General features: G+C 41.6%; 18 protein-coding genes. 9 read left to right on the forward strand and 9 right to left on the reverse strand.

Annotated elements, in window-relative coordinates; all coding sequences use genetic code 11:
- The first annotated feature begins 37 nt into the window (after positions 1-37).
- Entirely contained in the window at positions 38-1,366 is a 1,329-nt protein-coding gene (locus ACQ4KW_RS16845) for a peptide MFS transporter (RefSeq protein WP_430886594.1), read from the forward strand.
- A gap of 422 nt (positions 1,367-1,788) precedes the next feature.
- Positions 1,789-2,334 carry a helix-turn-helix domain-containing protein gene (locus ACQ4KW_RS16850; protein WP_430883604.1) on the forward strand — a complete coding sequence of 182 codons (546 nt, stop codon included), beginning with the start codon at positions 1,789-1,791 and terminating at the stop codon, positions 2,332-2,334.
- Positions 2,335-2,512: 178 nt separating this feature from the next.
- Here ACQ4KW_RS16850 and ACQ4KW_RS16855 read toward each other — a convergent pair whose 3' ends face one another.
- From ACQ4KW_RS16855 to ACQ4KW_RS16875, 5 genes are all read right to left on the reverse strand, one after another.
- Positions 2,513-3,883, reverse strand: coding sequence for an aldehyde dehydrogenase (locus ACQ4KW_RS16855; protein WP_430883605.1), 1,371 nt, complete (start codon positions 3,881-3,883; stop codon positions 2,513-2,515).
- 199 nt (positions 3,884-4,082) lie between these two features.
- The gene (locus ACQ4KW_RS16860; RefSeq protein WP_430883606.1) at positions 4,083-4,514 is read right to left on the reverse strand and encodes a GNAT family N-acetyltransferase; all 432 of its coding nucleotides are present in this window, start codon (positions 4,512-4,514) and stop codon (positions 4,083-4,085) included.
- A gap of 38 nt (positions 4,515-4,552) precedes the next feature.
- Positions 4,553-5,101: a phosphohydrolase gene (locus tag ACQ4KW_RS16865; protein ID WP_430883607.1), complete on the reverse strand. Its 549-nt coding sequence runs from the start codon at positions 5,099-5,101 to the stop codon at positions 4,553-4,555.
- A 57-nt stretch (positions 5,102-5,158) separates the two neighbouring features.
- Positions 5,159-6,085 (reverse strand): DMT family transporter, encoded by a 927-nt coding sequence (locus tag ACQ4KW_RS16870; RefSeq protein ID WP_430883608.1) that lies wholly within the window; start codon positions 6,083-6,085, stop codon positions 5,159-5,161.
- A gap of 14 nt (positions 6,086-6,099) precedes the next feature.
- Entirely contained in the window at positions 6,100-6,603 is a 504-nt protein-coding gene (locus tag ACQ4KW_RS16875; protein WP_430883609.1) for a peptide deformylase, read from the reverse strand.
- A 432-nt stretch (positions 6,604-7,035) separates the two neighbouring features.
- Between ACQ4KW_RS16875 and ACQ4KW_RS16880 the strand changes: the two genes are divergently transcribed.
- The 6 genes from ACQ4KW_RS16880 (at position 7,036) to ACQ4KW_RS16905 (ending at position 15,445) form a co-directional block, all read left to right on the forward strand.
- On the forward strand, positions 7,036-8,367 hold the full coding sequence (locus tag ACQ4KW_RS16880) for a uracil-xanthine permease family protein (protein ID WP_430883610.1): 1,332 nt from the start codon (positions 7,036-7,038) through the stop codon (positions 8,365-8,367).
- Between the two features lie 22 nt (positions 8,368-8,389).
- Positions 8,390-9,235, forward strand: coding sequence for an FAD binding domain-containing protein (locus ACQ4KW_RS16885; RefSeq protein WP_430883611.1), 846 nt, complete (start codon positions 8,390-8,392; stop codon positions 9,233-9,235).
- Positions 9,232-9,714, forward strand: a complete 483-nt coding sequence (locus ACQ4KW_RS16890; RefSeq protein ID WP_430883612.1) for a (2Fe-2S)-binding protein — start codon at positions 9,232-9,234, stop codon at positions 9,712-9,714. Before ACQ4KW_RS16885 ends, ACQ4KW_RS16890 begins: the two co-directional genes overlap by 4 nt.
- On the forward strand, positions 9,698-12,052 hold the full coding sequence (locus ACQ4KW_RS16895; protein ID WP_430883613.1) for a xanthine dehydrogenase family protein molybdopterin-binding subunit: 2,355 nt from the start codon (positions 9,698-9,700) through the stop codon (positions 12,050-12,052). Before ACQ4KW_RS16890 ends, ACQ4KW_RS16895 begins: the two co-directional genes overlap by 17 nt.
- Before the next feature lie 250 nt (positions 12,053-12,302).
- Positions 12,303-14,606 carry an ABC transporter substrate-binding protein gene (locus ACQ4KW_RS16900; RefSeq protein WP_430883614.1) on the forward strand — a complete coding sequence of 768 codons (2,304 nt, stop codon included), beginning with the start codon at positions 12,303-12,305 and terminating at the stop codon, positions 14,604-14,606.
- 71 nt (positions 14,607-14,677) lie between these two features.
- Positions 14,678-15,445: a Na-translocating system protein MpsC family protein gene (locus tag ACQ4KW_RS16905; protein ID WP_430883615.1), complete on the forward strand. Its 768-nt coding sequence runs from the start codon at positions 14,678-14,680 to the stop codon at positions 15,443-15,445.
- Between the two features lie 231 nt (positions 15,446-15,676).
- Here the strand turns inward: ACQ4KW_RS16905 and ACQ4KW_RS16910 are convergent, their stop codons facing one another.
- A complete protein-coding gene (locus ACQ4KW_RS16910; RefSeq protein WP_430883616.1) occupies positions 15,677-16,474 on the reverse strand; it encodes a sugar phosphate isomerase/epimerase family protein in 798 nt (265 codons plus the stop codon).
- A gap of 397 nt (positions 16,475-16,871) precedes the next feature.
- Here ACQ4KW_RS16910 and ACQ4KW_RS16915 point away from each other — a divergent pair, with 397 nt between their 5' ends.
- Entirely contained in the window at positions 16,872-18,128 is a 1,257-nt protein-coding gene (locus ACQ4KW_RS16915) for a GNAT family N-acetyltransferase (RefSeq protein ID WP_430883617.1), read from the forward strand.
- A gap of 256 nt (positions 18,129-18,384) precedes the next feature.
- Here the strand turns inward: ACQ4KW_RS16915 and ACQ4KW_RS16920 are convergent, their stop codons facing one another.
- The 3 genes from ACQ4KW_RS16920 to ACQ4KW_RS16930 form a co-directional block, all read right to left on the reverse strand.
- Complete coding sequence (locus tag ACQ4KW_RS16920) at positions 18,385-19,725, reverse strand: CCA tRNA nucleotidyltransferase (RefSeq protein ID WP_430883618.1); 1,341 nt, start codon at positions 19,723-19,725, stop codon at positions 18,385-18,387.
- Between the two features lie 194 nt (positions 19,726-19,919).
- A complete protein-coding gene (locus ACQ4KW_RS16925) occupies positions 19,920-21,983 on the reverse strand; it encodes a complex I subunit 5 family protein (protein WP_430883619.1) in 2,064 nt (687 codons plus the stop codon).
- Between the two features lie 12 nt (positions 21,984-21,995).
- A complete protein-coding gene (locus tag ACQ4KW_RS16930; protein WP_430883620.1) occupies positions 21,996-23,456 on the reverse strand; it encodes a proton-conducting transporter membrane subunit in 1,461 nt (486 codons plus the stop codon).
- Between the last annotated feature and the right edge of the window lie 10 nt (positions 23,457-23,466).

A 23,466-nucleotide genomic window follows, 5' to 3' on the forward strand; every position in this document is an offset into this window, starting at 1 on the left:
ACGTCCATTTGGTTTCTACGTTTGTTCTATTGTATTTATGCTTGAGAGAATGGCTTACTACTCAGCTAAATACCTGATTTTTGTCTTTGTATCTGCAACAATTTTAAGTGGGGGCTTAGGATTGACAAAGGTACAAGCAGCACTTATTCAATCTAATCTTGTTGCCTTTACCTACCTTGCACCTGTCTTTGGTGGCTATATAGCTGACCGCTATATTGGTGCACGCTATTGTATCCCGGTTGGACTAGCACTTATGTCAGTTGGCTACTATGTTGGTGGCGCTGCGACAGGTGTGGCTGGAATGAATATCATGGTTGCCCTGGTTGCCATTGGTACAGGCCTATTTAAAGGCAACACATCAGCCATTACAGGGTCTTTATTTGAAGACAAAGAACAGCTTGACTCCGCATTCTCTGTTCAGTATTCCTTTGTTAATGTTGGCGCATTTATAGGCACAACTGCGGTTGGTATCTTGGTCGCTAGCACATTCGCAAACGGCGACGTTCAAGGTTATCGACAAGCCTTTAATGTCTCAAGTGCAATTTGTGCTGTTGGTGTTGTTTGGTTCCTATTCGGTATGCGTTTCCTTGGGGAAGCTGGTAAAAAACCTTTTAAAGCGGGTAAGCACACCACAGAAGAGGCAAGTGTTGATTCAAACAAAAGCCTAACAAAATCTGAAAAGAAGCGTGTTTTTGCTATTGTCTTAGTATCTCTTTTCTCAGTTGTATTCTGGGTATTCTGGTATTTAACATATCTAGCTGCTTACGATTTTGGTGGAGCCTTTGTTGACATGAACGTGAATGGCTTTGAAGTGCCTTTGTCATGGTTTGATTCTTTAAATGCATTCGCATGTATCGCACTTGGCCCACTCCTTGGTATGCTTTGGTTCAAACTTTCAAAACGACCTCAGGGGGATTTAAGTCTATTTAAAAAACTTGCTTTTGGTCTTGGTTTCCTTGGCCTAGCATTCTTAATGCTTGTTTTAGCTGAAATTTCAAGGGGCATCGGAGCGCCTGAAACAGCAAAAGCCAGTCTGATGTATCTATTTGCATTCGGCATTTTGCTAACAATCGGCGAGATGTTCTTCTCTCCTCTTGGGAACTCATTCGTTACAAAATATGCACCAGGAAAGTTGTTTGGTGTCCTCATGGGTGTATGGACTTTTGCTTCATTCCTTGCGGGCAAGTCATATGCATACTTATATGCAATCACGACACAATACTCTGTGATTCAGGCTTATACAGCAATTCCTATCATTCTTTTCGTCTGCGGAATTATTCTTTTCGCCTTTGACAAGAAGCTTACAAATCTTTTAGAAGATGATGAAGAGGAAAATGCGGAACTTATTGCAAAGCAAGCCAGCTAAAAACTAGCTTTTATTGAATACACTTGCAACCTGTAATTGAGACATAGTCATGTCTCAATTACAGGTTTTTATATTTCGGGCCATTTCAAGATTTCATATAGAGATTGCTAGCCTACAATATATTGATACTTACCAAGATATGTTCCTATATATTGTAGGCCGGTAACAAGAATCTCTAATTTAATAAGCGTCTCTTACCTATTTTGTGTATAATATAAGTACATACCAGACAGGTATTGAATAAGGTAAGCGACTTGCAAAGTGTTATTCAAATGGCTCTATAGATCACATCTGAATTTTTGATTTATATATATCTATAGGACATAATCAAGCCTTGAATTCGTAAGTTTATAAGTATTCCAGGCTAATATTTAGATTATAATGAGAGAAATATATTGAGAATGGGTTAAAAGAGGGGTAATATGATCAGTGAAATATCGCAAAAAATAAAGGCGCTACGGAAACAGCAAAACCTGACATTGAAGGATCTCAGCCAAAAGTCTGGACTTTCCATCAGTTTTTTATCACAAGTTGAAAACGGCTCCACATCACTTGCTATAGTGTCTTTAAAGAAAATATCCGATGCACTTGATGTGCCTATCGTCTTTTTTTTCAACGACCATGAGGAGCACACTTATGCGGTGAAAGCCGAAGAACAAAAGGTTTTTAAGATGGAGGGCACCCCTTCTGAGTTTGTTCGAGTAAGTGGTGACTTTCCCAACCGTACAATGGAAACCTTAATTGTAACCCTTATGCCTGAATCCTTACACGGTGAAGTTATGACACACCCTGGTGAGGAGTTTGTTTATGTGCTAGAGGGTGTTATTATAGTGACTATTGATGGAACAGAGCACTTACTCAAGGCTGGTGACAGCATTCACTATCCATCTACTATTCCTCATGTTTGGAAAAATCCGCTCAAACAAAATGCAAAGGTTCTCTCCACAACATCACACCGAATTTTTTAAATGATCGATATGCAAAATAACATTCAAAAGACATCGCCACACTGTATATATTAATAATCAAAAATTATATGTATGGTCTGGTGAGGACATGAACCTGTAATTTTGCAAACGCTTGAAACACAAACAGGTCTATACTCCCTACAGGAGATATAGACCTGTTTTTTTACTTTTGTACCATCTAGCCCAAGAGCTTTTTAATAAGCTTTAACTTACCTTTGTAAGGTGGAAAGGCCACTTTTATATCTAGCTTGGTTGATTTCTTCAAAATGGATTTGGTGTGAGATAGGGTCAAAAATCCTGCTTTTCCATGATAATTGCCATGCCCTGATTGACCCACCCCGCCGAATGGCAGATCATGGGGCACCACATGACTCAGGGTATCATTGATGCACCCTCCGCCAAAGGATAATGTATTCATGATTCTTTCTTCAACGGTGTCATCTTCTGTGAATAAGTAAAGCGCTAAGGGTTTGGGACGACTGCGCACCTCAGCTATGACTTCATTTAAATTATCATAAATCATAATAGGAAGAACTGGCCCAAATATCTCGTCTTCCATGACCTTATCCTCCCATGTCACAGGGTAAAGAATGGTCGGCTCAATGTATTTTTCATCAAAAGCGGTCTCACCACCAAAGACAACCTTGTTATAGTCTATTAAATCTGTCAACCTATTAAAATGTTTGTCACTGACTATGCGCCCATAATCAGAGCTGTTCTTGACATTGGTTCCATAAAAATCTTGGATAGATTTTTTTATCGCCTCAATAAGGTCATTGGCTTTTCTTTTGGATACATATATATAGTCAGGCGCTATACACGTTTGACCAGCATTCATAAATTTTCCCCACACAATTCGTTTGGCTGCGATTTCAATATTTGCACTGTCCTCAACTATGGTTGGACTTTTTCCACCAAGCTCTAGAGTCACTGGTGTTAAATTTTTTGACGCTGCCTCCATAACAATTTTCCCAACAGGCACAGACCCTGTGAAGAAAATATGGTCAAATTTCATATGAATAAGAGCATTCGTCACTTTTCGATCTCCGCGTACAACTGCAATAACGCTTTCATCAAAGGTTTTTCCAATGAGTCTTTCCAACAAATCAGAAGTGTGCTCTGTGTACTCTGATGGTTTTAAAACCGCGGTGTTACCCGCTGCAAGCGCCGCAACCAGAGGTTCCATTAAAAGTTGGAAGGGATAGTTGAACGGGCCGATTATAAGAATACAACCATAAGGCTCATGCATGACCTTGCCCGAAGCCCCAAACTGGTGAAGGGGCAAACTTACCTTTTGGGGCTTCATCCACCCCTTAAGGTGTTTAACGGTTTTTTTTATGCTATCGAGTAAAAACCCGACTTCTGTAGCATAGGCTTCAAACTCTGATTTACCCAAATCCATTTTCAGGGCCACTAATATTTCAGACTCGTTTTCACGAATCATCGTTTCCAGTTTTAATAACTGTTCAATACGCCAGGATTCCATTTTTGTCACATTGGTGTGAAAATAATTTCTTTGATTTTCTAGCAGCTTTTTATAAATGTCCATGCCTTGCCTCCTCTTTATTATGATGCCATCTTATGGTCTGAATAACGCCTATAAATCATTTTTTTGAAAAGTCACGGATTTAATTTTCCTATATGTACAGCTACCCTTTTTCATATTGGAATACCATGATCGGTATAATAAAAATCCCGAAAACAATCATTATAGATCATTTTCGGGATGGTTTTATCATTAGGTTTTCTTAACGCGGGTCCACATAGGTGCATAAGAACTGATCTAAACCTGAGTCACTCATGTCCTTTACCTGGAATCCACACTTCTTTAAATATCTCATTTCCTTATAATCCGATTCCATGTACATCTCTGGGATACGTGTATAGTCGAGAACTGTTTCAATCATCTGAAAGCCCAGCCCTCTCCCTCTTGCCTCTTCTTTTACAGCAAGGTGGAGAAGTTCCAGTTTGTCAGAGTTGTACTGTTTAAGACCGATAATACCAACTGGAGCATCGTCCTCATAGCAAATATATAGAAGCCCCTGCTGTTTAGAATACATAGACTGTGCAGCACTTTTTATTTTCCCATCCGTTGGTCCAAACATTGTCAGTCCAAACAATGCCTTAATATCTTCATTCTCATAAATGTCTTGATGGTTTTCTAGTTTTCTAAGATCCATGTTTTCCTCCGTATGTTTCATATATTAATCCTGATTGTTCACGCAATTGACTCTCTCAGTTCATGAAACAAGTCAAGAAACTCTTTTTCTACGTCTGCCATCATTCTAAATGAAAAATCGTAGTCGCCCACCAATTCTAATGCATTGTAATCGTGCGTGTCAAGGAGTTCTGCCAACTCATATCTCAGTATGGCGTCATCAATCTCTTTTACCTGCTTTTGTTCTACCTCTGTTAAATCCACAAGACCGTATTTTTTTTCAATGGCATTTTGTAGATTCAACTCCATTTCCCTATATAAGGGAAGCAGCTTTTTAACAGGTCGGGTTATATCAGATATATAGGCCTCAGAACCATCATGCAAAAGACAAGCCAATTGAACCTTATGACTATACTTTCGTTTCTTTGCTTCATAGGCACAATAAAGGCTGTGCTGGGCCACACTATAAAAATGTGCAACATGTCCATTGCCCCTACACAAAAGGGATAGAGCATGGGCTATATCTTCAATTTTAATTTCATTTTGTCTTGGGTCAGCTGGCCAAAACTTAGTTCCGCTGAAGGTGCTTATAAATTGTCCTTTTCGCATTATAACTATCTCTTTCTAAATTTGATAACTTTTTGCATACACCGATATATTTCCATATCAAATAACCGATTCTTGGGCCTGACTTTTGGGATTCCCTTTTCCAACACGACTTGGCACAGCCGACATAAATAGGCCGATAAAAAGAATACAAATGCCTATAATAGATAGGGGCGGCAATACTTCTTTAAACAGCAAAACACCTAGAATCGTAGCTGTTAGAGGTTCTGCTAGAGTTAAAGTCACAGCGGTCGAAGTAGGAACATGCTTTAATCCAACTGCAAAGAGAGAATAGGCTAGGGCTAGTGTCACAATGCCCAAGTGCATGGCAACGGCAAATCCATTGACTGTAAATATCCATCCTATATCAACATTTAACACGATGGGCAAAAGCAATAGACCTCCAGAAGCAAATATAATGGCATTGGCTGTGAGTCTGGTAATCCCTTCAAATATGGCCTTGGATGATTGAACATAAATAGAATAGGAAAAACCAACTCCCAAGGCGAACATAGCCCCTTTCACATTCACTTCAACACCACCTCGACCTGAATACAGCAAATAGCAGCCTATCAAGGCCATAAGGGTTGACACTGCCCATATGACAGAGGGTCTTCTTCCCCTTAAAATTTCTAAGACCGCGGTAAAAATAGGCGCACTGCCTATTGCAAGGACCGTTCCAAATGCCACACCTGTTTCTTTGACCCCTGTAAAAAAGAGGGGCTGATACATGGCTATCGCAAAGCCACCACAGAATAAGCATGTCCTAAGTTTTGAACTTTGGCCTATTCGCCTTAAATTATCATGCCAGTGCTTTTTCTCCAGCACCATGGCAACAAGTAGCAATATAATTCCGCCTATTATCATTCTAAAGGCGCCCACAGACAGGGCATTAGAATTTTCTGGAGAAAAGGCCTGAGCTGTTCCCGTTGTTCCCCACAAAATAGCCGCTGCGAGTATGGTGACTGTCGATCTCAGTTTTTTCATAACAGTCTCCTAGCTTAGACATTCCCCATCTTATCAGGATTCATTCGGAAGGCCTTGTTGTTTAGGGCGCGCTGGACAGCTAATACACCATCCAGATGGTCATATTCATGCTGGAAAAGTTCTGATAAATCCCCTTCAAATTCTTCAACGCAGTCATTGAAATCAATGTCCTTGTAGGCCACTTTAATTTTTTTGTGTCGCTGAACATAGACTTCAAGTCCAGGAAAACTCATGCAGTCATCCCAAAGCTTATAGGTTTCCTGGCCAAGTTTTGTCATGACTGGGTTAATAAAGGCCGTTTGACGATCTCCAAACTTCATATAAACGATTCGGTAATGTTCATCTATTTGTGGAGCAGCAATAGCTCGACCATATCCAAACTTTGTTTTAAATGCATTTATGGTGTCGTGTAAATCATTTATAACCTGTCTTGCCTTGTCTAAATTATCCTCAGTGATTTTTTCAGCCACATTGTACAGATTCTCATTGCCTAAAAGAAGAATTTCTCTTTGTGCCATGACCATTCCACCTTTCAAATTGTCCTACTCACTTGTAATATGCCCTGTCTAATCAGGTGCTTTCTATTTATTCTCTATCCTTTGTTATAATATCACAATTTTAAGTCCATATTCCAATGGCCCCTGCCTATTTTATTCATAGCTATCAACTTGTCGAGCCCCAAAGATTATGATAAAATTTAATCAAGGTCAAAACATGTTCCTCAAGACCAAGCGCTTGAAGATCTCGACCATAATTTAATATCTTGCATGACAAAGCATAAAGCTCATAAGACTTTATAAGGTCAGCTTCGGACAAACGTCCGACGCTGGCCTTTTCTTGTCTTTAAAGGCAAAAATCATACTTCATAAGGTTGTAACGGCCTTGAGCCGTCCATATACTCGTCATCACGCAGGGGGTGCATGGCGATAATACAAAGATAGGAGTGACTTATGAAAGATCAAAAGCAGGGATCAATCTATGAACTGAATGGCAAACCGCCACTTGGCGTTGCCGTTCCACTGGGCATGCAGCATGTTTTAGCAATGTTTACAGGGAACATTGCACCCATCATCATTATTTGTAATGTTTTAGGACTACCCGCAGAACAAAAGGCCTTTATGATTCAGTGTGGGATGATCGTCGCAGGGCTTGTCACATTTGTTCAGTTATACCCAGCAGGACCGGTTGGTGCAGGCCTTCCACTCGTTATGGGAACCAGTTTTGCCTTTGTGCCAACAGCCATAGCTGTCGGTGGTGCATATGGTCTTCCAGGAATACTTGGAGCCTCCATGGTGGGCAGTCTTGCAGAAGTAACCATGGGCTTTTTCTTAAAGTCCCTTAGAAAGTTCTTCCCACCACTTGTTACAGGAACAGTTCTTGTAGCCATTGGACTTTCACTGCTTCCAGTAGGTGTTAAATACTTTGCTGGTGGTGTAGGAGCACCTGATTTTGGCTCCCCTCAGAACTTGGCTCTTGGATTTTTCGTCCTTATAACAATCATTCTGCTCCAACGTTTTGGCAAGGGCATGTTAAATGTCGCTTCCATACTTATTGCACTTATTTTAGGCTATCTTATTGCCATTCCAATGGGCAAGGTCGATTTTGCAGGTGTGTCAAATGCCGGTTGGTTTAGTTTCCCAATGCCATTAAAGTACGGTATTGAGTTCCACCTAGACGCCATTTTGAAATTTGCCGCTGTCTATCTTGTTGTTGGTTTAGAAACCCTCGGCAATATTTCAGGCATCACTTTAAGTGGTCTTAACCGTGAAGCCACAGATCGGGAAATGTCAGGCGCTGTCATTGCCGATGGTGTCGGCAGTGCATTTGCAGCATTTTTCAACGTTCTTCCAAACACAGCTTATGGCCAGAATGCAGGGATTGTGGCTATGACTGGCGTTGTGAACAGGTTCAGCGTTGCAACAGGCGCAATTTTCCTTGTTGCCGCAGGTCTTGTCCCTAAATTTGGTGCCATTTGTGCAGCCATGCCTTCCAGTGTTCTTGGTGGTGCAGTTCTTGTTGTCTTCTCAATGATTACTGTAAGTGGTATTCGCATGATTTCCAAAGCGGGTCTTGACGGAAGAAACGGAACAATTTTAGCAATTTCCCTTGGTCTGGGTTTAGGCTTTGCGTCTGTTCCCGAAGCCATCGAGCAAATGCCAAGTGTACTCAACCACTTCTTTGCAGATTCGGTTGTCGCTTCTGGTATACTCGCCCTTCTGCTGAATATGGTTTATCCTAAAGCTGAGGAAACAAAAGTTAGCGGTCAAGAGAAGGCCGCATAAATAGATATAAGGAGTCTACATCATGTTATCCTTTAACAATTATCATAAGCCCGAATCCATTGATGAGGCCTATGACATACTCAATAAAAACAAAAGATCACAGGTGGTTGGCGGCGGTGCTTTTCTCAGAATGGGAAATCGCCGTCTCACCGATCTAATAGACATATCAGATTTGGGACTAGACCAAATCATACACCAGGAAAATAACATTGAAATCGGTGGTATGACCGTCTTTCATAAGCTGGAAACCTGCCCCGAACTGCCAAGTCTTTACAGGCAATATTTTAAAGATGCCCTAGGACAGATTGTTGGTGTTCAACTAAGAAATATGGTCACCGTTGGGGGAACAGTCTTCAGCCGTTATGGCTTTTCTGACCTCAATACGGCTCTGCTTGCCGCAGGTGGTTCCATTTGCCTGCATAAGGGAGGCATCAAGGACATTGAAAGCTTTTTTATGGGGCCATACCCCCAACGCGATATATTAATAAAAGTCATTGTGCCAAATGACATTGACCATGCTGTTTTTAAGTCTGCTCGACTTTCAACGGCCGACTATGCCATGCTAAATCTTGCTGTCACAGTTAAGAACAACCGCTTTCAAGTGGCTGTTGGGGCAAGACCACACAGGGCCCTTTTGGCACAAGAAACAATAACTGTCCTAAATGACCAGTGGAAGACATCGCAGTCACTCACAAAGGATTCCATAGATAAAGCTTGTATGATCCTCTCTTCTGAAATCAAATTCGGATCAAATCGCATAGCGAGTCAAGAGTACAGAAGGGCTGTATCTCGAGGTCTACTTAAAGAGGCCCTACTTCAGATACAAGAGCAAGAGAAAAGCGCTAAGTTAGGAGGGCATGCCCAGTGAAAATCAAATTCAAGTTAAATGGCGACCAGGTTGAAACCCATATTCGCCCTGATGCCTTTCTCATTGATGTTCTGCGTGATCTCGATTGTTTAGGGGTTAAAAAAGGCTGTGACACAGGCACTTGCGGTGCTTGTACAATCCATTTTGACAACAAACCCATGTTGTCATGTGTCATGCTTGCTGCAAAGGCTCATGGACATGAAATTTTAACCATAGAAGGCGTCAATGACAAGGCCAAGACCATTGGAAAGCACCTTGTTGCCGAAGGGGTTGAACAGTGCGGATACTGCAGTCCTGGCACAATTATGAGTATCCTCTATCTTGAATCAGTTCTAACAGACCCAACAGATGAAGACATACTTTACTATTTAAATGGCAACCTTTGCAGGTGCTCCGGTTATGCTGGACAGCTCCGTGCCATTAAGGCTTATTTCAAAAGCAAGAATTCGGAGGTGAAGCGTCATGAAACATGTGCTTAAATCTCCACCGAAAAAAGATGGCATGCAACTGGTACAAGGCTTTCCTGTCTATACCGATGACTTGGCACCTAAGAATGCCCTTATCGTTAAAGTCCTAAGAAGCCCCCATGCCTTTGCCCGAATCAGAAGCATTAAAACAGAGGCGGCCAAGAAACTGCCCGGTGTTGTCTGTGTGCTCACATGGCAAGACGTGCCTAGAATTCCCTACACAAGGGCAGGACAGTGTTATCCCGAGCTTTCAGCCTATGACAAATTTATACTCGATGAGTATGTTCGTCATGTGGGGGATGATGTGGCCATTGTAGCGGCAAAAGATGAAGCGAGTGCAGATAAGGCCCTCCGCCTTATTCGGGTGGACTATGAGCGTTTAACGCCGGTTCTGGATATGGAGTCAGCAGTAGACAGCCAAACCATCGTTCATCCAGAAAGTGAATTTTTCACTCATATCGATGTTGGCTGTGATCCTAAAAGAAACATCGCTTGTCAGGTTTCGCTTGAACTGGGGAATATGGATGAAGCCCTTTCAAAATCTCAATATATTTTTAAAGCAAGATATACAACTCAGGCCCAGGCTCAAGCTATGCTTGAATCCCACAGGTCTTATTCCTATCTGGATCAAAACGGGCGTTTAAACGTTGTATCTTCCACCCAAATCCCCTACCATACAAGGCGAATACTTGCCCGGGCACTGGATATGCCCCGTCATCAAATTCGTGTTGTAAAACCGAGAATAGGTGGTGGTTTTGGTGCAAAACAGACAGCTCATTCAGAGTTCTACCCTGCTCTTGTAACCAAACTTACTGGCAAGCCTGCCAAGATTGTTTATTCTAGAAGGGACGTTTTCAGAGGGACAACATCCAGGCATGGTATGCGCTTTGACATCACCCTAGGTATGAACAAAGACGGTAAAATCACAGCCATTGATATGGATGGTCTATCAGATACTGGGGCTTACGGCGAGCATGCCCAAACAACATTTGGCGCTGCGGGTAAAAAAGTCTTAACCCTCTATAATAAGGTTGAAGCTTCCCGCTTTTCTGGTCGAGTGGTTTACTCAAATAATGTTCCCGGGGGAGCACTTAGAGGTTTCGGCGTGACTCAGGGCACTTTTGCACTGGAATCGGCCATTAATGAAGCCTGTCGTAAATTAGACCTTGACCCTATTGCTGTTCGAAGAATGAATATGATTGGAAAGGGACAAACCACCCCACTTATTAATATGACAACAAAGGGCGCGGGGCCTGACCCTATTTACATGGACTCCTGCCTCCTTGAAACCTGTGTTTCTGATGGCTTAGAAAAATTTGACTGGGCGGGCAAGCGAGCACGCCACAAGGCCAGTGATTCATCTCACTTGAAATATGGCCTTGGAATGGCCATTGCCCAGCAGGGATCTGGCCTTCCAAATATTGATATGGCAAGTGCCACCCTCCGTCTCAATGACGATGGCTTTTTTACCCTTTTGACAGGATCAACAGATATTGGCACTGGTTCAGATACCGCAATGGCTCAAATTGCAGCTGAGATCTTAGAAGTGCCGCTTGATCGCATCATTGTCCATGCAGCTGATACGGATACCACACCTTATGATAGTGGTGCCTACGCTTCAAGCACAACTTATACCACAGGCAATGCAGTCATTGACGCAGCCAATAAAATGGTGGAAGCCATCAAGGCGACAGGAGGACAATACCTGTCCTGCGCGCCGGAAGATGTGACATATTCTGAGGGGCTTATTAAATGTCGAACCACAGGCGAATCGGTAGACCTTGTCACATTCTCCAATAAAATTATTTACAACACCATCCACACCCAACTCTCAGTCACAGGCTCCTTTGTTCCAAAGAAAACAGCACCACCTTATATGGCTGGTTTTGCTGAAGTGTGCGTCAACACTCTCACAGGTGAAACCACAGTGACAGATTTTGTTGGTGTTGTCGATTGCGGAACGCCAATCAACCCGAATTTAGCTAGAATTCAGGCTGAAGGCGGGATTTCCCAGGGGATTGGTTTTGCTCTTATGGAAGAGGTTAAAGTGTCTGAGACCGGAGTCCTTCAAACAGATAATTTCATGACTTATAAAATTCCTGCTCGAAGGGACATTCCAAACATACGTGTTTTCCTTGCAAAGGGCTATGACGAAACAGGGCCATTTGGTGCAAAGAGTATTGGAGAAGTTGTCATAAATACTGTAGCACCTGCTATCACAGAAGCCATTGAAGATGCCACGGGTGTTCGAATTAGAAACCTGCCTGCGACGCCAGAAAAAGTATTACTCGCTTCCCTTGCAGATGCGAAAGTCTGCGAGGAGAATATAGAGACCAGCAGTTCCTGCTAACTGCTTTAGCGGATATGCCAATGACCCCCGGCATATCCGCTTTGTCAATTAGACCTTTACACCACCTATAATGACCTCTCTTATCAAGTGTCATTCTAAGCCTTTTGAAAACACACACACACTTTTTATACGTCCTCTTAAATACATCCAGTTTGTCCTGGTCATTTTTTCATTCTTATATACCCTGGTCCCTCTCTATGTGCTAATCTATATAATATATACTGGGACTTACACTTTAGGAGAGCCTATAATGTTTATAAACAAGAAGACGAACGTTTATGCACTGATCCTTATACTAATTTTACAAATAACCACCACACCCGTGAGTTATGGTGAGGACTCATATGGTATCCCAGATGAAGTCACACTGCAGCTAAGATGGGAACATCAATTCCAATTTGCCGGATACTATGCTGCGCTCTGGGAAGGCTATTACGAAGACTACGGCCTTAAAGTGAATATTAAGCCTGGCATCGACGACAAGGAAAATGTCATCCTTGTTCCAGACGCTGTTTACGAAGGCCAAGCCGAGTTTGGCGTCGGGGGTGTGGATATTCTTTTGGCTGTTGATAAGGGACATGATTTAAAAATTATATCCACATTTTTTCAACGCTCTCCTGTAGCCTATTACATGCGCCCAGATACAGACTTTAACTCCATTTATGATATGACAAGACTCAATGTGGCTAGACGACAACATGACCTGCTGGATATTGAGCTCCAGGCCATGCTTGTTAACGAAGGCATTGATCCCTCCCGCAAAGACACCATTCCAAAGGATGTCGTCCTCAGTTACAGCGACCTCCATAACGGAACCTTCGATGTCATACCAGGCTACCTCGACACAATCGCCTACCAGGCCAAACTCCAAGGGGAATCAGTCAAGTCTGTCCACCCCATTTCATTTGGTGTCGATTTTTATGGAGACAGTCTTTTCACCTCAACCGCTCTAGCCAGAAGTCGTCCAAAGCTAGTGGAACGCTTTCGCGAAGCTTCTATCCTAGGATGGAAGTATGCCCTTGATAACCCTGAGGAAATGGCCCAGCGCATAGCTGACCATTATTACAAGGACTCCAGAAACTACTTGGAATTTGTTGACTTTAACACTTTTCAGGCAGAAAAGGTTTCTGAACTGACCCTCTATCCAGTTGTTGAAATCGGCAATACGAACCCCTTTAGATGGACCAGCATGATTGACTACCTAAAGGCACTCAAACTCATAGAAAGCGATATTTCAACGGACCACTTGCTCTTTGACTATGCGCAAATTCAAAAGGAAAAATCGGAACTCTATATACGTCTTTATCAGAGTCTTCTGGCCTTTCTAGCAATCGCTGGTCTCTTTAGCTACATTTGGTATATGAATAAAAAAAATCTGAAACTAAAAAGCGAAGTGGCTTATAGAAAAGAAGCTGAACAGCGAATTAGCATAAGCCACGACCGCTACCAACGCATGTTTAACAGTTCGTTTCTTGGTATCACTGTGACTGATATTAACGGTCAAATCCTGAACGCCAATGACAAATGGGCCGAAATGACCCTCTATGACCATGATGAACTCCTTAACATGAAAATTTTTGATATATTAAGCCCTGAAAGCAAGGCTGCAGGCAAGGTAGAATTTAAAAAACTCCGTGATAAAGACGTCCAAGACATTGTCCTTGAAAGAAAGTATACAAGAAAAGATGGTTCTATTTTTTGGGGACAACTTTATATGACATCTATTCGTGACCCAGAAACCAAGGCCTCAAATTTTCTTGGTATGGTCCATGACATCACAGAGAAAAGACTTCAAAGAGAAGCTGCTGAAAGGGCGGAAGCCATGATGATACACCAGGCCCGTCAAGCCGCTATGGGAGAAATGTTGGGAAACATTGCCCACCAGTGGAGGCAGCCCCTCAACAATCTTGGTTTGATCATTGCCAACATTGAAGATGCCTACAAGTACGATGATCTAGACGACCAAGGGCTTTTCGATGCCTCCCACCGTGCAAAATCATTGATCAGACAAATGTCTGAAACCATAGACGACTTCCAAGACTTCCTAAGTCCAAATATGGACACTGAATCATTTAATCTTGAAGACATGCTGGACAATGTGGTGGAAATGATCCAGGACAATTTAAATATTAATAAGATCACCCTTGTAAGAACAGGACGTGTGAGTGGTATTGTTGAAGGCCAAAAGAATCAATTGGCCCAGGCTATATTCAATCTTATAAACAATGCTGTCGATGCCACTGTGAGCTCGGAAACTGAGAAAAGGGAAATTATAATTCGAACACAAATGCGGGAAAAACAACTAGGTGAAGGTCCCATATACACAGCCTCTATCCAAGTGGAAGATCATGCTGGAGGGGTGCCTGAAAACCTCTTGCACAATATTTTCGATCCTTACTTCACCACAAAACCTAAAAACAAAGGCACGGGGCTTGGGCTTTATATTACAAAGTCTATTGTTGAGAACACCTTCAATGGTTCCGTTTCTCTCACACAGACCCCCATGGGGTCCCTATTTGAAATTGAAATTCCTTTGATGAAAAATACTCATTAGTATCCATACTTGATCAAAGGTGACTTAAGACTAAACTTAGCAATCGTCTAAGATGATACGAGGTGAATGGAATGACACAACAAAACGCACTTGCCCTAATGCATATTCTTTATGTGGAAGATGAATCTATGACGCGGGATGAACTCAGCCGTTTTTTAAAAAGACGGGTTGGTAAGCTCCATATTGCCAAAGATGGTCTCGAGGCACTCCATTTTTTTGATAAGGAGACACCTGACATTCTCATTACTGACCTGCGAATGCCAGAGATTAATGGACTCGATTTGACCAAGCAAATTCGAGCCAAGGGGTCTGATATTCCAATTATCATAACCTCTGCTCTTTCTGATTCAGAAACAATTTTGTCAGCTGTAGACCGGGGTATCGTTAAATACATCGTCAAGCCTATTGATGCTGAAACTCTTGAAAACACTCTGCTTGACCTAGCAAAACAGATTATTGAAAGAAAACACAATAAACTTGTTGGCAAGTCCATACTTACTCCCGATGAAAAACTTGCCATTGAAAAACATCTGGCCCGGGACATTTCCGCCTTGCTTAAAAAGACCACAGGTAAGGGTCCAAGACGCCTTATGGTTAAACTCTCCCATGATAAGGCAAGTGTTTACGCTGAGGGAATGTTGACCCCCATGGAAACAACCCTCTTAAAGGGTGCCCAGTCTCCTGAAGCACTGACCCTGAACAGAGAGCTCCTTTACAAGACCATCGCTGGAGAAATTCAGGCTATTTTTAGGGCCGAGCTCGAACGGCCTGTCTCATACGACCAGTATATTGGGCAAATTCGTGAAGATAAGGAAGAAATAATTTTCCGATTCCGATAAATTCTTGAGCCCTTTATAAGAGATGTCATATGCACGCACCTGCGTGTTTAAGACATTAAAAACCCTTTGTTGATTCAGTGAATAGAATTCACTTTCATCTTCAAAGGGTTTTATTTTCATCTATATTCTTTTTAACCATTTTTCTTTTGTTGACTGTATGTTAGCAGATGATCATTTAATTGTGTTCATCCTAGGAACCAGACATCCAGAAACCCTAAATGATTATGAGACTTAAACAGCAATCTGCTTGTCTCGTACATCTAAGTGAATCATAGATTTGCGCACGCCTTCTATGGTTTTAGCCTCTAAGACGATAGACTGGCAGACTTCAGACAATTTGTTCATAACGGAATCAATACAAATTTCTCCTGTTCCAAGGGGTAAATGATCACTTCCAAAGGCACAATCGTGTAGATGTACATGACCAATACGATTTGCCTTACCGAAGAGAACCACCTGGTCCTTGTATTTTCCTTTGGCATTATGGCCTGTGTCCCATGTTAAAAAGACATGGTCAGATTTTAGGAGTTCATCAAGCCCTGCTTGAATAAAATCATGATGAAAATCGCAAGCGTTCTCCACACAGACTCTTATATTCGTGCCCTTTAGACAGGCATCAATTTTATTGACAAAGGCCCTTACATGATTTAAGTAGGTCTCAAGATAAGCCTCTTGCAAGTATATTTTCTTATGGGGCATTTTGAAAAATGTGCCCACATGCATATGCATGTTTAAGATTTTTATGTCATTCTCAATCGCAAAAGAAGCGACCTTATCAAAGACAGCATAAGCTGCCCCTCTCATACTTTCATTAAAGTCAGCAAAATAGAAGTTCTCTGGCAGATGCATGGTCATTTCAACACCATACTTTTCTTTTAGACTTCTAATATTCATGCTTTCTAAGGCCTCAATTTGATAATCAGGCACATTCATATTAAGTTCAACAAAGTCTAGTCCGAGGGACTTACAAAACTTCATATTCTCTTCTAGTCCATTTAGTTCTATCAATGTTGGCATACCATACTGCATCTATTAACACCCCTCTTTAACCCTATGACTATGAGTAAATTTACAATTTTCACTATGTTATCAGATGTATAATAATGCGGATAGTCGATAATGAATACTGTAACATTTTTGTAATATTTAGTTTTTGTTCTTTTTTCTTTATTTTTTTAAGATTTGCTTTCTTAAACTTAATTTTATTCACCAATCATGCATAAACTTAAATTTTCACGGTTTAATGCATGACCCTTTAAGCTTCCAGAACATATTGACAAAAGATCAGATTATTGGTCTACTTAAAATAACGTTAAATAAATTTTAATGAAAAGAATCTAATGCTCTATTGACCGCAGTGCAGGCATAATAAAATAATCAATCATTTGATCAGTTTCAGAAAGGAGTGTGTGGTGACAAGATCATCATGCAAAATAGAAATATGGATATATACATAAAGCAAATAGCCGAAGAAGATTACCCAGCCTTTGCAAAAATCAGTTTAAGAGCCTATCCCACGGCTTATAAGGCTTCTAAAACAGCTTTGCAAGACATTATAAAGGGTTTAAAAGACCATGAGTCGGCCTATGATATGACCTATATTGGTGCATACATTGACGATCAACTTGTTGGTGGCATGCGTTACTACACCTTTGAGATGAACTTCCACGGCACAATGATTTCGGCTGCTGGTATTGGCTCTGTGGCTGTCGACTTGCTTCATAAAAAACAGCACGTTGCTCAAAAGCTTATAGACTTTGCCGATCAACGCTCTAAAGACCTAGCCATTCCCCTAATGACCTTGTATCCTTTTCGACCTTCCTTTTACAAGAGTTTTGGATATGGCTATGGCAGTCCCCTTCACCACTACAAGCTGGCACCTGCCAATTTTCATGATTTCAAGGTGCATGAGGGCTTGTCCTATTTAGACGAAGTTGACTTTGCGCCTATAGAGTCATGCTATATGACGTATGTGAATAATCATCATGGTATGATGCATAAATCCACAAACGACCTTAGGCGAATTGAAAAATTAGAAGACTGCCACCTTGTGGTCTACAAGGAAGATGGCCAAATAACAGGCTATATGATTTTTAAACAGACTGGCATCACAGAAATGAACTTTTTGCGACAAACTATATTCATTAGTGAAATGATTTACAACACAACTGAGGCTTTAAAGGCTTTTTCAACATTCCTTCATAGACAAAAAGACCAAGTGGAGTACATTGAACTTCATACTTTCGACAACCGGTTCTACCAATTTCTAGACAATGTTGAATACACACCTGACACCCAGGTTTTGCCCCTCATTAGCCACCGCATGCATGATACATGCCTAGGTATGATGTATAAGGTTTTAGACCCAGCAGAGCTTATTGAATGGGTAGAGGACCGGGTGAATGAAAACCTAGTCTTTAATATCACGTCTCCAGGACACAAGGCGTTCAGCCATGAAAGTGGAAACAATCAAGACATAGAAACATTTGAAATCAACCCTGGCTCTACAAGCCCAATTGAAATTGATATGGACCTGGCTGTTTTTTCAAGCTGGATTATGGGGGCTGTTCGTCTTGAAAGTTTATATTTTAAAGGGCTTGTACAGTGCACACAAGCAGACAAACTTGCCCATCTTGATCGAAGTTTCTATCTAGACGCTCCAGAGTGTCATAACACATTCTAAACACCTCTACCACTGAAAGGTGGCATGGTTATAGACCAAGTTATTCTGTTAAACGCCTGGTTTTCCCACTAAAAAGAAATCCGCTTTTAGCGCTCTCCCTAAGGAGGCTCAAGCGGATTTTTCATTTGAGCGACTTGCAAAATATCATTCAGGAATCCTCATCATGCCATATATATATTTAAGAATAAAGAATTCTATATATGGTATGACGAGAATATGAATCTGTAATTTTGCAAGTGCATGATTTAAGTAAACTTCATTTTGATTTCCCAGATTTTTCACCTTGCACATAATCCAGCAACTGGTTTTTTTCATTCTTAAGACCGTTTTCCACAACCGCTTCCAGCAAGCAATTCAACCAGTACCCTATTTCCTTGCCCTGGGGCACACCAATATCTATCAAGTCCCTGCCCGATATGTTCAAATCCTTAATGCGAAAGACCGAGTCGTTTTCTTCCATGTCTTTAACAAGCATAAACAAGTCTTCCATACATGAAACGCGCTCAGGAAAGGCCGTACCTAAAATATCAGCCTTCATGAGTTTTAAAAGATTATACATTTGAGGGTAGCCCCCCACTTTTACAAGGAGCCTTTTCAAGCCTTTTGTCCCTATGTCTATGGGACTGAACATGTGGCCTTCAACAAGCCTTGACGTCTCTTCAATTATTTTATTGGAACAACGTAAGCTATGAAGAGCTTGTCTAGTATATTTTCCACTGACCTTTTCATGCTGATAGTAGTGAGCCACTTCATCCATGGTTTGAACATCCGGTTTTCCCACATCGTGAAAAAGAGCTGCCAAGCGAAGTTCAATGACGCTCGGTGTTTCATCTACCACGGTCAGTGTATGTTCTAGGAGGCTCTTGTCATGGAAGGGATTTTTTTGGTCATAGCCCTCCATTCTTTCTATAAGATGCCCAAAGTCAAACCAGCCAAATAAATCATACTTTAACATCATTCGTATAGCTCTTGACGGCTTAGGCAAAAGGAGCATTTTAAATATCTCGTCCCTCTTTCTCTCAGGGCTGACATAGGGTTTTCGAACCGATACATAGTATAGGGCATCTTCTAAAGCCCCGTCCACATCGAGATCATATTTGGATGCAAAACGCACCGCGCGCAGGGCTCTAATTGGATCTTCCCTTAACAAATCATGGGGGAAAACAGAGCGCAATATCCTATTGTCAATGTCTCTTTGACCTTGAAAGGGATCTAAAATTTCACCTTCTAGGGTCATGGCCATGGCATTAATGGTAAAATCCCTGCATTCAAGATCGCTTTCAATGTTGCCATCATAATGTATTACCCCATCTATTCGCCGTCTGAATGTAGACACTTCAACGTGACCATCATCAAGACGTACAATCAGCGTGCTAAAATGCTGACCCACTTGAAAAACTTTATACTCAGGTGTTAGACATTCAACAAGAGCCTGCGGTGAAGCACTTGTGGCAATATCGTAGTCCGACGGGAGATGGGCCAGCAAGTGATCTCTCACACAACCGCCCACGAGGTAGACTGTATGCCCCCCTGACTTAATTCTATCCATTAGTTTTTTTATATGATCTGGTATTTCCATGAGATTTTTATTCTTCATCTTCATCATCCTTAATGACTATTCTTTCAACTCTATTCTCTATAACTTGGTTCCCTTCGTCAATGTTTATACCCCATAAAAATACAAAGGTCCCGTCACAATGGTCATGAACCAAAGTGATGGGACCTAATTTTATCTTTACTTTGCAAGATGTTGAAGCTGGGAGTCTTATAAGACTTATCCGCTCCCCCTAGCTATTGTAAATTAGAGAACAGAAGTACAATAATCAAACTCACTAAGAGAAGACCTGCCACAATAAAGAGAGCATAGGTGGCCGAGGAGGCTCTTTTGTGGGCCATGTCCACAACATCCCTGACCTTCCTATTGGCATCTGTCTTGACTGCGTCAGCCTTTTCTGTCACACCGTGCAGTCTTTCAGACACATCATGAGCCATTTTGTCTGCCGCTACACCAGCTGATTCTGTCGTTGGAATGTCCACCAGAAAATGACTCCAGTCATAGCGGAAGACCTTGGTGATGTCAGCGTTGGCAATCCGTCGCATGGTGAGTTGCATTTGGTCAGCCAGATTATAGACCCACTTGTCGATAATTTGGAATATGAAAAACCCAATGGCATACATATGACGAAGAACTGGTATATAAAGGTTCTCTTCAAGCTGGAACCAATGCGTTGTCGGATTGATATAAATTCTTTTTTTGCCCATTTTTCTATAAAGCACACGTCTTACAAAGAAGATGTACAATAGAGTGCCCAGTCCCAGGGTTATAGCTGAGGACTTAAAGGCTTCCAGTGAAAACACATGGGGAATATGATGGGCATCAATATTAAAGCTCTTTAAGGCATCCATGATCACATGAATGATTGGCATAGGGAACAAGCCAACTAATATGATGTAAGACCCAATAATGGCCATTGGAAAAAGCGCACGTTTTTTTATCTGATCCTTATACTGACCATAATACTCTGGATTATCTTCAAGGAAAACTGTAATGAATATTTTAAGCATGTAGGCCACTGTCATTGCAGAGGCTAGGTAAAAGACAACTTCTGCAACTTGGAAAAACAAGCTGTGATACTCATGTGCCGCTTCCACTAAGGCTTCATGCAATATGGTTTTACTCACATAGCCGTTGGTTCCCGGCACGCCACTCAGTCCCAGCATACCTATGAAAAACACAATTTTTAATATATATTTCTTTCGTCCAAATCCGCGAATGATATTAATGGACAGTTCATGCAAGACCATATATATGATTCCAGCGCCCATAAAGAGGAGGACCTTGAAAAAAGCGTGATTAAACATATGGAAAAGGGTGCCCATAAGAGCAAGGTCCTTAATACCGCCCCCCAGGCATGCCAGTCCGATTCCAAAAAGAATATAGCCAGCCTGACTCATACTGGAATAGGCCAAAATACGTTTAATGTTTCTTTGGAAAAGTGCTAGAACACCGCCGAGTAGCATATTGACCATAGCAAGACTCATAAGGACATATCCAATGATTTCGTCAGCGCCCAAAATCATATGGACAGTGATCATAATGCCAAACAGGCCTGTTTTTATAAGTATACCTGATAAGATGGCACTTGCTGGCGTTGGCGCCGCAGGATGAGCCTTTGGCAACCAAACATGTAGAGGAAACATGGCTGCCTTGACACCAAATCCAATAATCATAAGGGTCGCGATCAGATATTTCACGTTTCCAATTTGGTTCATCCAAACACCCGCTGCAGATATATTGAGGGTGCCCGTATAATCATAAATAAGGAATATGCCAAGAAGCATGACCAAACCACCTGCAATGGCCATACTTAAGTAGGACACGCCCGCCCTATGGGCAAATCTATCCTCATCATGTATTACGAGTATATAAGATGTGAAGGACATCATTTCAAAAAAAGTAAATAAGTTCAGTAGGTTTTCTGATAAAAACAGACCGATGGTCGATGACAGGGTCAACATGTAAAACATGTAATATCTGTTTCTATTTCTATATTTGATAAGGTACTGGGTGCTATAGAGGGTTGTCATAAACCATACAGCCGCCGTGAACCACACGAATATGTAGCGAAGCATATCAAGCTTTAGGTACATGCCAGTACCCATCACATTTGGGAAAAATAAATGTATGGTGTTTTCTTTAACAATAGGGAACATCATTGTCACAGCGACCAGTTCTAGGCCTGTTATGGCAATGTTAAATATATCTCTGTCCTTCTCATTGTCACGGCCGATGATAGACCCGATTGCCGCACCGAAAGCAGGGATGAGTATGAGTAAAAGCAGTGCTATCTCCATAGGTTCACCTCCTTAAAGGAAAATTTGTTCAATAGCCACTCGAATATAGTTTATAACGGGATTTGGGAATATTCCCATAAAGACAACCGCCCCTGTAATGATCATAATGGGAATCATCATAGCATTTGGAGGATCAAGATTATCTTTATCAGCGATGTCCTCTGCGGTCTTTGTAAAAAAGGCACCTACGACAATAGGCAACAAGTATCCCGCTGTTAGGAATGCACTCAGTAGTAGGACGATAATGTTCATGGTCTGGCCTGCGTCCATAGCGCCTAGACCTAAAAACCACTTGCTGACAAAACCATTTGAAGGTGGTATGCCAATAAGAGATATAGAAGCTATGGCAAAACACATCATGGTCTTAGGCATTTTTCTACCAATGCCACTGATTTGATAAATATATTTTTTTCCGGTCATATAGGTGATGGCGCCGACACAAAAGAAGAGCACAATTTTTATAATGGCATGATTAATGAGATGTATCATGGCTCCGAGGAGGGCGTCTTCATTGATTAACACAATGCCTAAGAGCATATAGCCAAGCTGGCTAATCGTTGAGTAAGCCAACCTTTTCTTAAGATGGGTTTGGTGCAGTGCCATAAAGGAACCAAAAACAACTGTGACCAGGACAATGCCTAGGAGAAAGGCCCTTAAATGAAATGACATCACAATGACCGGTCCGAAAATAAAAAAGGTCATTCTGATCAGGGAAAATATACCTGATTTCACCACCGCCACGGCATGTAGTAAGGCACTGACTGGGGTCGGTGCAACCATGGCTGCCGGCAACCAACTGTGCATTGGAACCAGAGCCGCCTTCACTCCAAAGCCTATAAAAAGAGCCAGAAAGGCTGATGCAAGTAGGGCTGGTTCTTCATAGACAAGGAGCTGGGTGATACCACCTGGTGTAAACTCCAGAGTCTTAGCCGCGCTAAACAAAATCATCATACCAAAGAGTATGAGGGTTGCTCCGAATAATGAATATATAATGTATTTCTTCCCGCTCCGAAGGGCCTCTTTTGTCCCTGCATGTATGACGAGTGGGAATGTGGTCAGGGTTAGAACTTCATAAAATGCATATAGGGTGAAGAGATTTCCCGCAAGGGCGATACCCATAGTAACACCTTCTGTTAACAGAAAGAAGGTAAAGAAATATCTTTCTCGCCCTTCATGGTGCATATAAACACCTGCATAAGATGAAGTCAAGATCCACAGCATGGATGCCAGTCCTGCAAACACGAATCCAAAATTATCCCCTTTTAGGGTCAAATCTATAAATTCATTGACGTGGAGAAGCTTAATTTTCTCTCCGGGCATTGCATACATGATATAAAAAAGTATACCTGCGGTTAGGGCTGTTCCCATAATGGAAAAAGCCATTAACTTGTCTTTTTTTATGATGTTTTTCTGTGAAATGATCATTGCCAAAACCATAGGAAGTATGATCGGCAAAACGAGGATAAAAGACATCAAAGCCTCC

The organism is Tianxiuia mixotrophica (assembly GCF_050596425.1).
Classification (GTDB): Bacteria; Bacillota; Clostridia; order Peptostreptococcales; family Acidaminobacteraceae.